Annotated in this window: 13 protein-coding genes, 3 tRNA genes and 2 pseudogenes; 7 read left to right on the top strand and 11 right to left on the bottom strand. The window is 39.2% G+C overall.

The features are described from left to right. Positions 1 to 2: 2 nt before the first annotated feature. The 11 genes and pseudogenes from BM135_RS06570 to cspE all read right to left on the bottom strand — a co-directional run bounded on the left by BM135_RS06570 (position 3) and on the right by cspE (position 13,167). Positions 3 to 1,634, bottom strand: a complete 1,632-nt coding sequence (locus tag BM135_RS06570) for a methyl-accepting chemotaxis protein (protein ID WP_092518978.1) — start codon at positions 1,632 to 1,634, stop codon at positions 3 to 5. Between the two features lie 56 nt (positions 1,635 to 1,690). Continuing rightward, the gene (locus BM135_RS06565; RefSeq protein WP_092518977.1) at positions 1,691 to 3,394 is read right to left on the bottom strand and encodes a methyl-accepting chemotaxis protein; all 1,704 of its coding nucleotides are present in this window, start codon (positions 3,392 to 3,394) and stop codon (positions 1,691 to 1,693) included. A 148-nt stretch (positions 3,395 to 3,542) separates the two neighbouring features. Continuing rightward, the gene (cheW, locus tag BM135_RS06560) at positions 3,543 to 4,040 is read right to left on the bottom strand and encodes a chemotaxis protein CheW (RefSeq protein WP_092518976.1); all 498 of its coding nucleotides are present in this window, start codon (positions 4,038 to 4,040) and stop codon (positions 3,543 to 3,545) included. Positions 4,041 to 4,070: 30 nt separating this feature from the next. Beyond that, complete coding sequence (cheA, locus tag BM135_RS06555; RefSeq protein WP_422646118.1) at positions 4,071 to 6,284, bottom strand: chemotaxis protein CheA; 2,214 nt, start codon at positions 6,282 to 6,284, stop codon at positions 4,071 to 4,073. A gap of 66 nt (positions 6,285 to 6,350) precedes the next feature. Then, positions 6,351 to 7,364: a flagellar motor protein MotB gene (gene motB, locus BM135_RS06550; protein WP_092518974.1), complete on the bottom strand. Its 1,014-nt coding sequence runs from the start codon at positions 7,362 to 7,364 to the stop codon at positions 6,351 to 6,353. A 2-nt stretch (positions 7,365 to 7,366) separates the two neighbouring features. Next, a complete protein-coding gene (motA, locus tag BM135_RS06545; protein WP_092518972.1) occupies positions 7,367 to 8,248 on the bottom strand; it encodes a flagellar motor stator protein MotA in 882 nt (293 codons plus the stop codon). 133 nt (positions 8,249 to 8,381) lie between these two features. Then, a complete protein-coding gene (gene flhC, locus BM135_RS06540; RefSeq protein ID WP_092518970.1) occupies positions 8,382 to 8,963 on the bottom strand; it encodes a flagellar transcriptional regulator FlhC in 582 nt (193 codons plus the stop codon). Between the two features lie 2 nt (positions 8,964 to 8,965). After that, positions 8,966 to 9,316, bottom strand: a complete 351-nt coding sequence (gene flhD / locus BM135_RS06535) for a flagellar transcriptional regulator FlhD (RefSeq protein WP_092518968.1) — start codon at positions 9,314 to 9,316, stop codon at positions 8,966 to 8,968. Positions 9,317 to 10,877: 1,561 nt separating this feature from the next. Next, positions 10,878 to 11,945, bottom strand: a pseudogene (locus BM135_RS17910) (cation transporting ATPase C-terminal domain-containing protein); the annotation flags it as partial. A 55-nt stretch (positions 11,946 to 12,000) separates the two neighbouring features. Further along, a complete protein-coding gene (locus BM135_RS18100; protein ID WP_479688438.1) occupies positions 12,001 to 12,207 on the bottom strand; it encodes a hypothetical protein in 207 nt (68 codons plus the stop codon). Between the two features lie 747 nt (positions 12,208 to 12,954). Next, positions 12,955 to 13,167 (bottom strand): transcription antiterminator/RNA stability regulator CspE, encoded by a 213-nt coding sequence (gene cspE, locus BM135_RS06520; RefSeq protein WP_045958852.1) that lies wholly within the window; start codon positions 13,165 to 13,167, stop codon positions 12,955 to 12,957. A gap of 514 nt (positions 13,168 to 13,681) precedes the next feature. Between cspE and BM135_RS06515 the strand changes: the two genes are divergently transcribed. From BM135_RS06515 to bssS, 7 genes and pseudogenes are all read left to right on the top strand, one after another. Then, entirely contained in the window at positions 13,682 to 14,197 is a 516-nt protein-coding gene (locus BM135_RS06515) for a YlaC family protein (protein WP_092518964.1), read from the top strand. A 126-nt stretch (positions 14,198 to 14,323) separates the two neighbouring features. Next, a tRNA-Asn gene (locus BM135_RS06510) sits at positions 14,324 to 14,399 on the top strand. A gap of 436 nt (positions 14,400 to 14,835) precedes the next feature. Continuing rightward, positions 14,836 to 15,437 (top strand): annotated as a pseudogene (locus tag BM135_RS06505) (IS5 family transposase). 158 nt (positions 15,438 to 15,595) lie between these two features. Further along, positions 15,596 to 15,671 (top strand) — tRNA-Asn (locus tag BM135_RS06500). Positions 15,672 to 15,978: 307 nt separating this feature from the next. Further along, positions 15,979 to 16,054 (top strand) — tRNA-Asn (locus BM135_RS06495). A gap of 228 nt (positions 16,055 to 16,282) precedes the next feature. Further along, positions 16,283 to 17,335 carry a dihydroorotase gene (gene pyrC, locus BM135_RS06490; RefSeq protein ID WP_092518962.1) on the top strand — a complete coding sequence of 351 codons (1,053 nt, stop codon included), beginning with the start codon at positions 16,283 to 16,285 and terminating at the stop codon, positions 17,333 to 17,335. 249 nt (positions 17,336 to 17,584) lie between these two features. Beyond that, positions 17,585 to 17,839 (top strand): biofilm formation regulator BssS, encoded by a 255-nt coding sequence (gene bssS / locus BM135_RS06485; RefSeq protein ID WP_092518960.1) that lies wholly within the window; start codon positions 17,585 to 17,587, stop codon positions 17,837 to 17,839. Positions 17,840 to 18,216 lie beyond the last annotated feature (377 nt).

Genomic DNA, 18,216 nt, shown 5'->3' with positions numbered 1-18,216 from the left:
CCTCAATGTACCTGACTTACAACATACTCATCGGTCATGTTTGATGCAGAAGACGTTTGATAATCGTGCTCATTTTCCAAGCTTCTAGGCAGTTCGAATTGAGCTACGGTTTTCACCAATATGTCTGCTTTATCTTCAAGGGCAGAAGCCGCAGCCGCGGATTGTTCCACCAATGTGGCATTTTGCTGTGTGACTTGATCCATTTGACTGACAGCTTGGGCAATTTGATGAATACCACGGCTTTGCTCATCAGAAGCAGAAGCTATTTCGGCCATTAAATCAGTTACTTGATTTACCGATCTAACCAACTCATCCATAGTCTGCCCCGCATTGTTAACCAGTTCTGAACCTTGGTTAACACGATTGACAGATTCGTCGATTAAGGTTTTTATTTCTTTCGCTGCTTCAGCACTACGTTGTGCCAAGTCACGTACTTCACCGGCTACCACAGAGAAGCCACGTCCCTGTTCACCAGCACGTGCCGCTTCAACGGCTGCATTCAGTGCCAGAATATTGGTCTGGAAAGCGATGCCATCAATAACACTGATAATGGCGCTGATTTTCTTCGAACTGTTGGCGATCTCATCCATAGTTGCCACAACACTTGTGGTCAGTTCACCACCTTTTGAAGCGGTCTGGGAAGCAGATACTGCCAGTTCACTAGCTTGGCGCGCATTTTCTGCGTTTTGTTTGACGGTAACAGTCAACTCTTCCATACTGGCAGCCGTTTCTTCTAATGATGCCGCTTGTTGTTCTGTACGTGAAGATAAGTCTGTATTGCCCTGCGTGATTTCCTGAATGCCAGAATACATCTGGTTGGTATTCTCACGCACAGAGGCAATGGATTTGATTAATGAGGTCTGCATGTCACGCAGTTTTCGGAAAATATCACCAATTTCATCATTGGTGGTCACGGCAACTTCTTTATCTAAGCGACCTTCGGCCACATCCTGAAAGCAAGCTCTCATATTCGAAAATGGTCTGAGCAGGTTACGTCTCAGCCACCAATGAGCCACTACTGAAACAATAAATACCATCAAGATAGCGCCAAAGAACATGGCAATGGATACTTTATAATAAAACGCACCATCAGAAACCGCTTCTCTAATATTAGAGCCGAGGTGCTGCATATAATTGTTATATGCAATTTCCATTGCACGCTGGTAATCTTCTGTAGATTGATCAAGAAAAGCCTGAAAATTATTTTCATAGAGATAAGTTTTTAATTCTTTTAATGCGTTGATATATTCTTGGTAAGAACGTTCAACCGCAGACAATAAAATTACGCTATTGTCAGTTTTTTCCATCTGGGGTAATGAACTGAATTTGGCAAAATTCCTGTCTGCCTCATTCAGTGCGCTTTTGAGCAATGCTTCCATTGCATCTATTTGAGACTGTGGCTGTCCCACTTTCTGAGCAATTGCGATTTTGTTCAGAGTATTACGCGTTTGTAACAATGCCGCCCAACTCAAGCCAAGGGTATCTCTCCGTTGAGTGCCCAGATCAATTTTTTCAATATATGACTGGTCCGTATAAACTATTCCCAGAGATAAACCACTCGAAATAATTTGCATAACACAAAACATCATCAGTAATAGATACAAACTGGTTGATATGCGAAGCCTGCCTAACATGTAATCACCTCGTTTAACGGCTGCATAATGCAGCCGTAGTTATCGCTATTATTTTTTTAGAATGTTTCCCAATTAGATGGGTCTTCCACGCTACTGTTTTTTTTCAGTACAGGAGTATTCGTTTTATTAGCTGGAGGAATTGACAATTTTCTCGTCAATAAAACTTCATGTTTTCTATTTTCAGGCTGCATCCTTTCTGCCTGCTCCGGTAACTGAAACAACGCAACAGCTTTGGTCAATATTTTGGCCTGCTCTTCCAATGCCGCCGCAGCCGCAGCAGACTGCTCAACCAGTGACGCGTTTTGTTGGGTAACTCTATCCATTTCAGAAATAGCAACACCAACTTGGGTAATTCCTCTACTTTGCTCATCAGAAGCCGACGCAATTTCTCCCATGATGTCAGTCACGCGAGTCACAGAATCGACAATCTTATTCATTGTTTCACCAGCACTTCCTACCAACTCAGAGCCTGTATCGGTACGATTTACAGAATCTTCAATCAGCGCCTTGATTTCTTTGGCCGCCTCTGCACTGCGCTGCGCCAGATTACGCACTTCACCGGCAACCACGGCAAAACCACGTCCATGCTCACCAGCACGGGCAGCTTCTACAGCAGCATTAAGTGCAAGAATGTTGGTTTGGAAAGCGATGGCATCAATCACGCCGGTGATATCGGAAATTTTGCGAGAACTGTCTGCAATCTCATGCATCGTCTGAACGACGTTGGATACCATTTTACCTCCCTGACGGGCGATCTCAGAGGCGTTGTCAGCTAAATTACTGGCTTGACGAGCATTGTCAGCATTTTGTTTTACTGTTGCAGTCAACTGTTCCATGCTAGCAGCAGTTTCTTCCAGAGAAGCCACTTGCTGTTCAGTACGAGAAGAAAGATCGTTGTTACCCGCGGCAATTTCACTAGTACCGGTATAGATGGTTTGGGTGCTTTGATGGACACTTCTGACCGTATTGATCAGTTCCGTTTGCATATGCATGAGACCAACAGCTAGCATGCCCATTTCATTATTACCAGATACGGTAATCGTCTGGGTCAGGTCCCCTTTTGAGAAGGCCTTAATATTATCCAGCAGTTGATTCAATGGATCGATCAATGCTTTACGTAAGCCAATCCAGCTTATTATCATGACCACAACCAGCAGAGTCATCACAAAGATCAACGAAGCGATGACATTGCTGTAAGCCTTGTCAGCTTCCTGTGATATCTGATCATAAAGTTTTGCGCTCTGGGACAGATAAAAGTCGAATTCCTCATTAAAAGCGTTCTGATAATCAGTCGTTTTCTGGAGAAAAAACTCTTTAAACTTTTCATGCACCAGCATGTTATCTAACTCTTTAAGTGCATTGAGATAATCATGATGGGTCTGTTTCAAACGTTGAAGATGTTCTTGATCATAAAAAGACACTTTTTCAGTCTGGTCATATTGCTCGAAGAACCGTTCGGCACGGGCAATATTAGTTCTGGCTTCTGCCAAAGCTTCTTCAGCTTTATAACTACCTTCAACACCGTGACCTTTCATCATATACATAATGCCAACACGGTTCAGGTTATTGCGGGCTTGCAACAGGTTAACCCAGCTTTCATCCAGATAGGTTTGCTGCTGTCGCATTTTATCTACTAAATCAAAGGCCTTTATATCATTCTTCAACCCTTTGAAGAACAATCCCCCGGAGATAAATTGCAAAGCACCAAACAATATGATGACTGAGATGAGTCCCGTCACTATCTTCATTCGGTTAAACATGACTTCCCTTTTGTAATAAATTGCTATGCCAGTGTTATCGGCACACTTAAAGGGAACTTTACGCGTAATTCTAAAAATTGATTTTTTACAGCATTTTTTTGATCTAGAACAAAAGGGCTGCTGTTTTTTATTGCAGCAGCCCAAAATATCAACCTCTTGCAACTGAATCGACCAAAGCCATTTCTTCACTGTTAAGAAGTTTTTCGATATCAACCAAAATCAGCATCCGTTCATCAAGAGAACCAAGTCCTGTTAGGTATTCTGTTGATAAAGTAACCGCAAATTCTGGTGCAGGACAAATCTGATCTTCTTTCAGGGACAGCACGTCAGACACACCATCAACGACAATCCCAACAACACGGTTAAGCAAGTTCAGGACAATCACCACGGTATTATCATCATACGTGATATTTTCCTGCGAGAATTTAATCCGTAAATCGATGATGGGGACAATCACTCCGCGCAGGTTGGTGATCCCTTTTATAAAATCAGGTGTATTCGCAATACGGGTAACTTGGTCATAACCGCGAATTTCCTGCACTTTCAGTATTTCAATTCCATACTCTTCGTCACCCAAGGTGAAAACCAGATACTCCTTTCCGATCGTTTCGCCCGATAATTTATTTAATTCTTCTATGGCTGACATGATGTTACCTTTTAGTGTGATTGGATAATCTTATTTGTTATTCACCAAATCCGCTTTGCGCTCAGCCAACTGCTCATGGTTAAGTTTCTGCAAGGCAGGAATATCAATGATGAGCGCAACACTACCATCCCCCATAATGGTAGCAGCCGAAATGCCCGGTACTTTGCGGTAATTGCTCTCAATATTTTTAACAACAACTTGATGCTGCCCCACCAGTTTATCCACCAGCAATGCATAACGACGCCCGGCACTCTGCACAATGACAGCAATACCTTTCGTTGGATCAGTCACTCCATTCGAGATATCGAATATGCGATACAGTTCAAGTAGCGGTAAATATTCACCACGTACCTGCAATAACTTTTCATCACCCGCCAACGGATAAATATCTTCATCCTGTGGCTGCAATGAACTGACCACTGCACTCAATGGCAGGATGAAAACTTCACCATTAACTTTAACCGACATGCCATCCAGTATCGCTAATGTCAGTGGCAGCAAAATGCGAATAACAGTTCCCTTCCCTTCTTGGAAGTTAATCTGAATTTGTCCGCCCATATCTTGAATATTGCGCCTGACCACATCCATGCCAACACCGCGGCCAGAGACATCTGTTACCACTTCTGCGGTAGAGAAACCGGGAGCAAAAATCAGCACAGCCACTTCTTCGTTGCTCATGTTCTCATTGACACTCAGACCTTGAGATTGTGCTTTTGCCAAGATCTTTTCTCGGTTTAGACCAGCACCATCATCAATAACTTCAATACAGATATTTCCGCCTTGATGTTCAGCTGCCAGAGTCAAATTACCCGTTTCTGATTTTCCAGCCGCGAGACGTTTTTCCGGACTTTCGATACCGTGGTCAAGACTGTTGCGTACCAGATGCGTCAGGGGATCGATAATCCGTTCAATCAAACTTTTATCCAGTTCTGTCGAACTACCAATTAGTGTCAATTCCACTTTTTTATTGAGTTTCCCAGCCAAATCCCGCACCAAGCGCGGATAACGGCTAAAAACGTATTCCATTGGCATCATGCGGATTGACATGACGGATTCTTGCAAATCACGGGAATTTCGCTGTAATTGAGCCATGCAACTGAGTAATTCACTGTGTTTTGTCGGCTCTAGACCGTTACAGTGTTGTGCCAGCATAGATTGGGTAATGACCAATTCGCCCACTAAATTGATAAGCTGATCAACCTTTTCAACCGCGACACGGATACTGGACGATTCCGCCCGTTGACGTGGCGATCCCGCTGCTGGACGTGGAGCGGGACGCCCGACTTCATGTACATCTGTTTTTTTCGGGGTATTAGTCGGCTGTGGATTATTTGTATCTATTGTATTTGCTGCTGTGGTAGCCTCTGCTGCCGTATTTTTTGCTGTGCTGCTGTTTACTGCATTGTTGCTTGTTGCAATATTGTTTGTCGTATCACTGTCTGCTGTACTATTTTCTGCCACAGTTTTTGCTACAACATCACTTTTTGCTACAGCATCTTGTTCCGTTTCAGTGTCCGTGCTTTCCGATTGAGATTCATTTGTTGGTAAAAAAGTTATTTGCTCAGGCTCAATAACAAAGCACAATACTGCCGTGATATCATCTTCTGTCGCAGACGTAATCAATGATGCTTCAAGGCTGTTTGCAGTCTGTTCTACATCATAAATCTCACCAAGATGCCCCAACTCATCCTTCATTAAACTGACTTCTCGTTCTTTCAGTCCAGATAAATGAACACGTATCCGCCCATGATTGGATTTATCTGCCGAGACATGTTTCTCTTCTGGCTGATTTTCTTCGGACTGAACTGATGCTACAAATTGTTTTTCCTCAACTTCGTTTACAACGTCTTCTGTGATAAGTTCGGTCTGAACTACAGATGTTGCTGCAAAAAATGCTTCTTCCTGCTGCTGCTCTTGCTGTAGTTCTAATGCAAGCTGACGCAGTGTCTCGCAGATATAATTGAATGTATCTTCATCCGGCTCCTGAGAACTTTTATAGGCATCCAATTGTTGCTGCATAATATCTTTCGCTTCTAAAAACAGGTTGATAATGTCAATAGTCAAACGTATTTCATCACGTCTGGCACTATCGAGCAGATTTTCCAAAACATGTGTAGTCTGTTGCAGCTTAGTAAAACCAAAAGTCGCAGCGCCCCCTTTAATGGAGTGGGCGCTGCGAAATATTGCGTTCAGCTGTTCACGATCAGGTTCATCGGCATTGAGCAGCAATAAATGCTGCTCCATATCAGCCAATAGTTCATCTGCTTCATCAAAGAAAGTCTGATAAAACGCGGTAATATCCATCGTTACTTACTCTGTCATCTTAGTATCACTCAACGGTTCAGCCGATGGCTGTTCCGATTTTATGATTTCATGTTTTATGGTCACATGGGATTGTTCGGTAGGTTGCTGAGCAGTCGTTCCCTCATTCGAATCCATTCTGATGACTTCTTGTATATCCATACTATTGTTAGCGGTCATGGCGTTACCACCACTATTTTCCTGCTCAATCCTTTTTTCTGCATCTTTATTCAATACAATGATGCTGATACGACGATTAACCGGTGCATTGGGATCAATACCTTTCTGCATACTGACAGTGGATGCCATACCCACAACCCGCAGGACTTTGACTCCATCCAGACCACCTATCAGCAATTCACGCCTTGACGCATTGGCACGTTCAGAAGAAAGCTCCCAGTTACTGTAACCTCGCTGACCGTTGGCATACTGTAAACTATCGGTATGACCAGAAAGGCTAATTTTGTTTGGAATGCCGTTCAGAATCGGCGCAATTGCCCGCAAGATATTGCTCATGTGACTTTCAACCTTTGAGCTGCCAATCATGAACATTGGGCGATTTTCCCGATCGATAATTTGAATGCGTAAACCTTCATCCATCATGTCAATCAATAGATGAGGGCGGAGCTCTTTAAGACGAGGATCTGTAATAATCAATTGATCAAGTTGTTGGCGTAATCGATTCAGGCGATGAGTTTCTTCGTTGGCTTCAACGGATTTGGATTGACGGAAAACTTCCCCGTTCTGTTGGAAAACATCATCTCCTCCCCCAGGGATCGGGTTAGTGTTATCACTGCTTTGCTGCCCTTTATTGATCGCTACCTGTAAAGGGGTACGGAAATATTCTGCAATGCTGGTCAATTCCTGTGGGCTGGCAATCGATATCAGCCACATGACCAAAAAGAATGCCATCATTGCAGTCATAAAATCAGCGTAAGCAATCTTCCATGATCCACCAACATGGCCTGGGTCATGTTTTTTACGCTTTTTTATTCTGACAACGGAAACATTATTCTCTCTCATAGTTATTCTTCAATTTCTTGTTGTACAGGAGATTTAACCCGACGAACATGTTCTTCAAGTTCTGTGAATGAAGGACGATCTGTGAGGAATAATGTTTTACGGCCGAATTCAACCGCAATTTGTGGTGCATAACCATGCAAACTGGAAAGCAGTGTTACCTTGATACATTGCATCATCTTGACCTGTTCGCTGCTGCGTTGACGAAGAAGTGTAGCCAGAGGAGAAACAAAACCATAAGCCAATAAGATCCCCAAGAATGTTCCCACCATCGCATGTGCGATCAACGCTCCCAATTCTCCTGCCGGACGATCCGCAGATCCCAATGCATTAACAACTCCCATTACGGCAGCAACAATCCCGAACGCAGGCAGTGAATCTCCTACCATTGCCAAACTAGTTGCTGGTACTTCACTTTCCTGTTCGTAAGTCTCGATTTCTTCATCCATTAAGGCTTCAATTTCATGGGGATTCATGTTACCGCTGATGATCAAGCGCATATAATCAGTGATGAAATTCATCAAATACTGATCTTTCAACAAACGAGGATACTGTGTGAAAATGTCGCTTTGCTGTGGGTTTTCAATATCTCTCTCCAAAGCCAGCAGCCCATTCTGGCGAGACTTGGACAACAGGCGGAATTGTAACGCCATAAGATCCATATACATCGCCTTATTGTATTTTGATCTACGCAATACTTTTGGTAAAACACGCAGTGTTGCCTTTATCGCCTTGCCATTATTGCCCACGATAAAAGCGCCAATTCCCGCACCTGCAATAATTAAAAATTCCGCTGGCTGATAAAGTGCGCCCATGTGACCACCGACAAGTAGGTAGCCTCCAATTACCGCACCAAAAACCACTATATATCCTAAAAGTACTAACACGCGATATCCTTTAGCTAAGTTGGTGAACAGATGGGATTTAAACAGGGCAAGTTGACAAATTAATAAGGATGTGATAACAGGTCACAGAGTTTATTATCAAACCTGTAACCTGCATTTACTTTCCCATTTAAATTCACATAGCTTGCTGAGCAAATCCATCCAGCAGTTGTGAATTAGTATCGGCAAGTTGAAGGGAAAGTTTACGTTTTTTTACTGCCCGTGAAGGAGGCTGGCAAAGGCTACAAACAAAGCTATTTACTGGCTGGTGAGCGTGTGTGATGAAAGTTCCACCACAGCAGCGACATTGTGTTGGCTGTAACATTCCACTACCAACAAAACGAACCAATGTCCAAGCTCTGGTTAATGCCAAAATAGGTCCCTCTTCACTACTCGGAGGACATTGTTCAAGGTACAGCCGATAAGCTTTAACAACAGCCTCTACACCTTCACAATGTCCACTTTTCAACAGAAAACGGTAAGCATTATAGAACATTGACGAATGAATATTCTGTTCCCAAGTCATAAACCAATCCGTCGAAAAAGGTAACATCCCTTTAGGCGGAGGGCTTCCCCGCAATTCTTTATATAACCGGATTAGTCGGCCTCTACTTAGTTTCGTTTCAGTTTCAAGCATCTGTAATCGTGCGCCTAAAGTGATGAGTTCCATTGCCAACTGAATATCTTTCGCTTCCTGAACAATACTTTTTTCAACCATCTTTACGCTCTTTTCTTGATTGAAGTGTCACCCTGAGCAGATAATTGCTGAAAAAGATGAGTAGACAGCAAGATACCTGTATGAATTTGTTGCAGATCGTCCACCCGCGATTCCTTAGTTAACTGCTGTACGGTTTCGTGGTCTTCAAGCCGAAAATGGCAAATCAGTTGGTTTGTTTCAGCTAATTTTACTAACTGAGGTAATGTCAGCTCGGCCAACGTATCAGCCATAGATTCACTAATACCTAAACGGAACATCGCAGATGCTTTCTCATGGTTAATTAGCCGTTGTGCTAAAAGCAAATACGATAAATTTATGTCATAAATATGTTTGAGCAATTCAACCGTACTCATTTCTATATATCCCGTCCGATTACATGAAAAAATTAAATTAAGTGATCAAAGAATCACTCACGACAAAATTACCAGTAGCATGAGATTCAATAATCTCCGACATAACTGAAATATACATCTTTAGCCAGAGCAGTAACTGTCCTTTGTATTACTCTTGGGATCGCCCAATTTCTAAAATATTTCGGTAATGGGTTGTGAAAGTATTATTGCGTCATCTGGGTAATGCACTTGCCAAAATTGATTAAGAATATTCTTAATGCTAATTAACTTTACTCCTGAATCATCAACTTATACAACGGAGAATATATGTCCTTTTAAATACTATGTGATCACGATCACAAAACTTATACTTTTTATTATGATTCTAGCTCATTAACTATTCAAGCAACAAAAAACGAGAAATAGTCTACAATTAATAAGTTAAATTATCTAAATAAAAATATTAGGGATTGTTTTTTATTTTATACGATCTATTAAACTTATAAATTTAAAATAACGATAAAAAATATCTACTTTAGCTAAATTATTAGAATGTTAATAAAATTTGCGTCTTGATAATGTGGGTATGCACTCATCTTCCACTATAACTTGATTTAGATCATTGTCATGCTTAATTTATTAATTATATGTGAATACTAGTTATTAAAAAGCTATCAGTCTGATCATTTTTAGTTTATGATCGTGTTATTTTCAAACAGAAGAAAGCAAGCCCTCATCCCTACTTTAAATGTAAACATCACACAGATCACAAAAATAAGATAAAATACAGTATGATATTGAAATAAAAAAACATCTGCATCTCTATCATCTAACAAACACAACTAGCAATACTTTGCTAATTAAACAAAATTCAAGCTTTCTAAGAGCTAGACAGGCCATTTCCAGACATTACAATTAATAAATTTATCTAAACAAAGTAAACACATGTATAGCCAGTTAGTGACATAAATTTAACTAATCGCTTCTTGCTGATTATTTTTTCCCATTGTCTATCTTATGCACACAAACATTAATAATATTAATTAATTTATTTCTCACCCACCCCTCAAATGATAAGAAGGATAAATGTTTTTTTGGTTTTCTAAAACAAATAAATCGGTAGCCATACTCCAAAACACAGTAGTGTATTGGCTAAAAATTAATTGGCTTGAATAACAAAAAATACAAACACAAAATAATTCCTAAATGCAAATTTAGTAACAACATCTTATTACATAAAACCTAATTAAAAGAAGAATAAAACCAAAAATAAAAAGAAATAAAAAACAGATATTAAAAAGTAATTCCCTCTATTTAACTTTAAAAAATAACAATAGATAGATTAAATTAGCGTTCAAATAAAAAAATAACAGGTAAATATAACTCTATTATCGCCTTAAATTCATTTATATTGTGATAGACGGTTCATGTTCAAAGAATAACATCAAAACCTATTCTAAATATCTGAAAAAAGTTCATCATAATGATCGTCATAAAGACATACACTCTATATGAACTCATCCCTTAACCTATACAGAATAAGATATAAAGTAATGAGAATTATTTACAACCATCCACCAAATCAATGAATGTAGAACCGCTTCATCATTTAGCAATGATACAATAGCTTATTAGTGCTTCAATTAACCATAAAAGATATTCCCATGATAGTGGCTGTAACCCAATTAGGGTATTAAATGTGGGGTAATGGGATATAGATACTCATTGCAATTATTATTAAAATAGAAAATATTACCGTACTTTACACAAAGGGAATTTTTTGTGTGCACAATATACGTACAACACATGTACAACCAAAGTCTGTGACAATAGTCCTTCCACAAACCACCCTGATTGAAATAATACTTGATATTCTATACTGTTCACTGCAAATATATACCAAATCACAGCATAAGTCGTGATATTGAAAATAGATAATGTAAACCAATTCAAAGCATAAAATGCTCTATATTTTTTGCATCCCATTTACGAAGCTTTTTCGGAAACTCCTTGTCCATTTTGTCCCATGCAAAAACAGTTGTGAAATATCGTACATTAGGTTTTGTACAAGCAAATTAATGGATAACATCGGTAAAAATGGAATAAATGCACTGGCGATCAATACAAAAAATACGTTTCCAAAATTTGAATTAGCCTTCATATTTAAATACCTGATGGTATTCCCAAACGTTTCCCTTTCCTTAATTACCCCCTCCTCTAATACCATCAAATTTTTCTCAAGCAGAATGATATCTTCTGACTTTTTTGCGATATCCGGCGCTATATCAACTGAAATTCCAACATCAGTATCCCGTAATACCGGCTCGTCATTTATTTCATCTCTAAGAAAACTAACTGTATAACCATTATTTTTTAATGACTTTAAAATGCATGGTTTTTACAGGGCAGTTAACTTACAAAAGACCAACCTTAATTCCACTCCTTTTGAAAGGTCTTCATCACTCATTAGTTAAATATCAGAACCAATAAGAATATTTCCAGAATCTAAATCCATATCTCGACAAATTTTAACGGTAACAACAGGATTATCTCCGGTAAGCATCTTAACTGAAACACTACCTTCTCTTAATACCAAAATTGCCATTACAGCACTTTCTTTTGGTAGATCTAAAAATGCTAATAAACTTTCTATTACCATCCCTTTTTGTCAGTAACAGAAAGCAGAGGTTTCACTTCATCGTGACTTAACTCCTTCTTGCTATGATTAACACCCTGAAAGCTTGTTCGTTATAGTTTTTAACTAATTCTATTACATTGTTACGGCTTTCTTCAGTGAGAGGAATAATTTTCTCTTTTGTCCTTATAGATGAGCAAACTGATAGTGCTTCTTCTGCGGCATCCTTGCAGATTAACTGATGATTTCTATACAAATCCTGTATGGAAATTGACAACCTGTGTCTAACAAAATCAAAAGGTAACTCATCAATTTTTCTGTAGCGGCGGAGATAATCGATGTCAGAATTACCGCATCAATACCTAACAATTGCTTGATTCATTAAGTTATTAGGATCACTTTAGTAGAAGCGGGTTAACCAAGTTCAGCGAAGCACAGAAGCATCTTTCTCACCTTCTGCATCTAAATTTAGTAATGGCTTTTTTCTTTGACATCGCAATAGCCCCTTTACCAGATTAGAACTGACAATCATGGCCAGCACTAAACGGGTCAATAGCCAGCTAGCGCTATACAGTTATTGCTGTATTAACCATTGCAATCAGAAAAAAGCTGATTGTAGTCGAAGAAGAAATGAATAACTTACCAGATTATTTTTTACTTAAACTAAAACTTTGACTGTCCAATTAATAGGTATCCAATAGAATTTTTGGGAGTATATAATCAGTTAAAATTACTAAGTAAAGATTTCAATCCGGGGAGATTTTTGCAAAACAGTGATGGTTTTCTGTTTTACTGAATAGTAACGGTGAAATATAATTTCAATAATAAGATATTCAGTCATATAATAACAACTGATTTAAATTAATGGCTTATATCCTATTATTTCCATTCCGTTATTTTTATTAATTAAATAACCTAGAAAATTTTAGAATCGAATACGTAAGATAAAGTTCGTGGCACAGAAAAACAAAAAGCCCGCCACAGCACTTTGTGCTGGCGAGCTTAGTAAGGCATAAAGGCGAAATTAGATAGCAGTTACGTTTGCTGCTGCTGGGCCTTTGGCACCACTTTCAATGGTGAATTCTACATCCTGGCCTTCTGCCAGAGTTTTGAAACCGTTACCTTGAATGGCAGAGAAATGTACGAATACGTCTTTGCTACCATCAGCTGGAGTGATGAAACCAAAGCCTTTAGATTCGTTGAACCACTTCACTTGACCTTTCATTTTGTCAGACATTTGACTTTCCTATATATCAAAAAAAACTCGCCACCTCGGGCATGTGTTGGCCATTATCAGCTATTACTTATGGAGGCACTAAGAAGGAAACGGTCAACAAAGGCTACCAGGGATAGCACTTACACATAACTCATTAACTCAAGATGTCGTACATAAAGTAGGTCTGTTAATCAGGCCAAACGCATTAACGCATTAACGCACACGAATAGCAACCTTTTTGTGTATTATCGTTTTAAAAAAAACTCAGATGCTCAATATTAGAACAAAATAACATAATAAAGAGGTGTTTTTATAATTTTATTTGATATATTCAATTTTTGTCTCCTCAAAAATACGGATATTGCCCGCCAACAATAACAATTTGCCAAATAAATTAAAGCAATTGCTATACAGATATTGGTTCAGTACATGCTAACCTTGAAAATGTCATAATTTTCAATCCAATTACAATTTTTACAGCACTTTTTACAATACTATTTATACAAATGAGTCTACAAATAAGTGGGTTAGTATTATGAAAATCATAAAACAGATATTGATTCAGGATCTTGAGCGGATCAATCTTAAAGAGCATCGTGATGGTAAAGTGCATTTCAACAGCATTTTTATTCGCCACCACCCTTACCTGTGTCTGGCGATGGTTATCGCTTATGCTTTTCTTGCTATGCTCATGTGGTACGCGCCCTATTTTGGCACTTGGTCTCTTTTTACCTTTACTCTAGCTTTTATCGCTATGGCCGCCGTTCTGCTATTTGATATCAAACCAATCTATCATTTCGAAGATATTGACGTACTCGATTTACGTGTCTGTTATAATGGTGAGTGGTTTGTCAACGAGCAAGTCTCTAAAAAAGCTATCAATAAGATACTCACTCATCCTAGAATACCTAATGAAATCAAAGATGACATAAAACATATCATACATAGAAAGCAGGGTATTTGTTTTTATGATGTGTTTATACTTGCCTGCTCAGAACAGTCACCTTATGTTCAACCCATTAATATGGTTAATAAAAACGCAGGAATTTAATAAAGTAGTACAATAATAAATCAGAAAGTTCATATAACGAGCAAACGGTAAGAAAAAAGAATTTTTGCGTTGACACTATTCTAGTTCATCGCTAATATTCGCCCTGCTCTCAGGAAAATCCCTAATTCCTCCATAGTTCAGTCGGTAGAACGGCGGACTGTTAATCCGTATGTCGCTGGTTCGAGTCCAGCTGGAGGAGCCAAATTCAAATGTCACGCTGAATAAGTCAAGCGTGATGTTAAGGCTAAGAAAGATAATTTAGTCTAAATCGTATTAAACGGCTTCCCAATCAGGAAGCCGTTTTTTATACTTCCCGATCTTTTATCCTCTCTTCTTAAGATCAGCACATTCTGCACTTGTTGCCAGCATCTATTGAAAACCAATTCTGTTATATTCCTATTTTGTAAGAGCTTATGCTTATTTAGCTCATACTTATAAAAAATAGAGATAAAAGTGTTAATCATAAAATAAGTCGAGTTTTAACAAGATAAACAAAATACCACTAAAGATTATATGACCAATAAGTATTCAAAAGATCAGAGATTTTTAGGGCGTGTTGACGTTTTGTGAGGGGAATTTGAACAGCATGATGATCTGGTATCATTGTCTTCGCGAAAAAACGATTATCCCAGCCCATCATGCCAAGAACCGTGTTATCAAAATCCTTATGGAATAAGCTAGCTGTATTGATGCAACAACGTGGATGTATTTACCACAAAGAAGAGCACTACCTGACTTTCGAAGGGATCCTTTATCGAATGAGAACGGGATGTCCGTGGCGGGATTTACCTGATGAATTTGGAAAGATGAAGCCATCGGTAAGAGTCGAGGCAGACGTTCGACTAAAATTCATTTAGCCGTAGACAACTACGGCTTGCCCGTCCATTTTGAGCTGTCAGGCGGTCAAACGCATGACATTGTACATGCGGAAAGTCTGGTTGCCCATTCACCGGCATCAGATTGTGTGATTGCAGATAAAGGTTACGATAGCGGTGCGTTCAGACGTTTTGTTGAAAAACACGGGGCGAAAACGGTTATACCTTATCGAAAAAATAGCCGAAAATCGGATAAGAAAATTGATAACGGCTTATACCGTTATCGGCATTTAGTCGAAAATGCGTTCGCCAGAGTGAAACATTTTCGTGCAATAGCCACAAGATACGATAAGCTTGAACGGAATTACGCCAGTATGTTGGCACTGGCGTTTGTCATTATATGGCTACCGATGTGGATTGAGTAAATGATAAACAATAAACATCAACACCCCCTAGTCAAAAAACAACAAAAAAACACCACATTGATGATAACTCAGCCGATTGAGACTATTTTTATTTTTTTCGCTTTACAATGCCAAATCATTCACTGTATTATTTGCCCCGTTCTCAAGAACAACTCAATTCCTCCATAGTTCAGTCGGTAGAACGGCGGACTGTTAATCCGTATGTCGCTGGTTCGAGTCCAGCTGGAGGAGCCAAATATTTTGAAGAACCTGATTAGTTTTGCTAATCAGGTTTTTTGCTTTCTGCTTTTTACTTTTCTGTTTTGAATTTTTCCTCTTTTTAAGTTCCCCTCTTTTAAAAATCTCTCTTCTTTTTTTCTCCTTCGGTTTCTTACTTCTTGCCCTTATGACCTACTTCTATTTCCCAATTTATCGTAAGGCATTCAATTTTAAGTCAAAAAAAGCACAATGCACAAATTATCAGCAATCAAACACTTATTGGTGTTTTCTGCTTTGACAGATGTGAAAAATACCGTTAATATCCGCCTCGTTTTGAAGGAGTTCCTCCATAGTTCAGTCGGTAGAACGGCGGACTGTTAATCCGTATGTCGCTGGTTCGAGTCCAGCTGGAGGAGCCAAATTCAATTCACCCTCGTGTTGTTATTTCCATATTTTCTTTTTTGATACGATAATTTCCTCTGAATACCCTAGCCAAGATAAATTTAAAATTCTAACTTCCCAAAATTCAGAGAATATTATCATTCAATAATAGCTATTTAGCTATTTTCGCTTTATCATCTTCCTCCGGCTTAAGGAGTGCTGAATCAGCATCCACCGTTTTTCACCTATATTTTGGAGCCGGTTCCATGACTACTGAATTACACACAATTAAAATTCGCCGCCCTGATGACTGGCATGTTCATTTCCGTGATGGAGATATGCTAAAAACCATTGTACCTCATACCAGCCGTTTTTTTGGCCGATCTATAGTCATGCCCAACCTTGCCCCCCCAGTGACAGATATTGCCAGCGCCAAAGCCTATAAGGAACAGATAATCGCAGCTACTCCGTCAGATCATCACTTCCAACCTCTTATGACCTGCTATTTGACAGATTCAACAGCCAGTAATCAAATTGAAACTGGTTATAAAGAGGGAATCTTCACTGCCTGTAAACTTTATCCAGCTAATGCAACAACTAATTCCAGCCATGGTGTTTCTGATATCAAAAAGCTCAACCCCTTATTGGAAACGATGGAAAAAATAGGTATGCCATTGTTGATCCATGGGGAAGTCACAGCCTCTCATATTGATATTTTTGACCGTGAAGCGCGCTTTATTGAACAAGTAATGGAACCATTGCGCCAACAGTTTCCTGGATTAAAAGTTGTTTTTGAGCATATTACAACCAAAGAAGCCGCAGAATACGTTCTTGAAGGCAACGATAAATTAGGTGCGACACTAACACCACAGCACTTAATGTTCAATCGCAACCATATGCTGGTTGGTGGTATTCGTCCCCACCTTTACTGCTTACCTGTACTGAAACGCAATATTCACCAGAAAGCACTCCGAGCAGCAGTTGCCAGTGGTTGTAACCGCTTCTTCTTAGGTACGGATTCGGCTCCTCATGTACTACACCGCAAAGAATCTTCTTGTGGCTGCGCAGGCGTTTTCAATGCTCCAACCGCTCTGGCAGCCTATGCCACTGTTTTTGAAGAAATGGGAGCAATGGAATATTTTGAATCTTTCTGTTCCCTAAATGGCCCCGCATTTTATGGCCTGCCAATTAATGATGGCTTTATCGAACTCACACGCAAACCAACTCCTGTCGTTGAATATATCGAATGTGGTGGTGAAAAATTAATTCCATTCCTCGCTGGAGAAGATGCCAGATGGGATGTAAAGGTATGTGAGTAGCGTTATCTCCAAGCTTTATTACTATCACTCACTCGTGCGGAAATTGTTCTTGATTTCCGCAGAATTCCGGTCTTATAAGTTACGGAAATGACTTACCATGATTCCTATCAACTATAATGCAAAAAATCCCGTTATTTTCACTTATTAGCTTGCCAAAAAGGTTTATACTGCGAGGGACTCATCTTAGATGAGTTCTGTTGCTCTTAGTCAATTATATCAATAATGATTCTGTAGTCTGATTAGGAGGTTATTATGGAAAACAATGAAATAATTCAGACTCATCCTGTTGTAGGCTGGGACATTAGCACTGTCGATGCCTATGATGCCATAATGATACGTCTTTATTACTCAACCACCCAAGATCAAAACACAAAAAATATCAGTGTTGACAAAACATTATGGTTGACAACCGGCGTAGCGAAGCAACTTATTCTCATTTTGCAGGCCGAGATTGAAAAAATAGAAACCTCAGTATACAGCCAGCTCGATTATATTAAACATTAACAATAGATTTAGATATTCTAAAGTATTTGGGCACTCAATATATTGAGTGTCCAAAATGAACAACTGAGCATATATTAACCAATAAAATTATTCATATAATTTATTATTCTTCACCATATTATATTTCTATGCTCATCCTCCTAATGTTTAACCATTAAGCCAATTATTTAAATCTAACCATAGTAGAACAAGGATGTTCAAGTGATGAAATTATTGGTCATTGATGAATACCACTACACCCAATGAATTTCAAGGTGCATCGCAGCAGCAAGAGAGTGAGTCCTAGGGCAAACGGGTCTAAATTGAACAGTTAGTTCAGTGATGTGCCTTCAGTACATAAAGGTAGGAACATTGATGATCGTTTGTGATTTACAATC

It is taken from the genome of Xenorhabdus japonica (assembly GCF_900115195.1).
Taxonomy (GTDB): domain Bacteria; phylum Pseudomonadota; class Gammaproteobacteria; order Enterobacterales; family Enterobacteriaceae; genus Xenorhabdus; species Xenorhabdus japonica.
The sequence above is the reverse complement of the archived record's forward strand: the minus strand, read 5'-3'. Positions and strand labels throughout refer to the sequence as shown.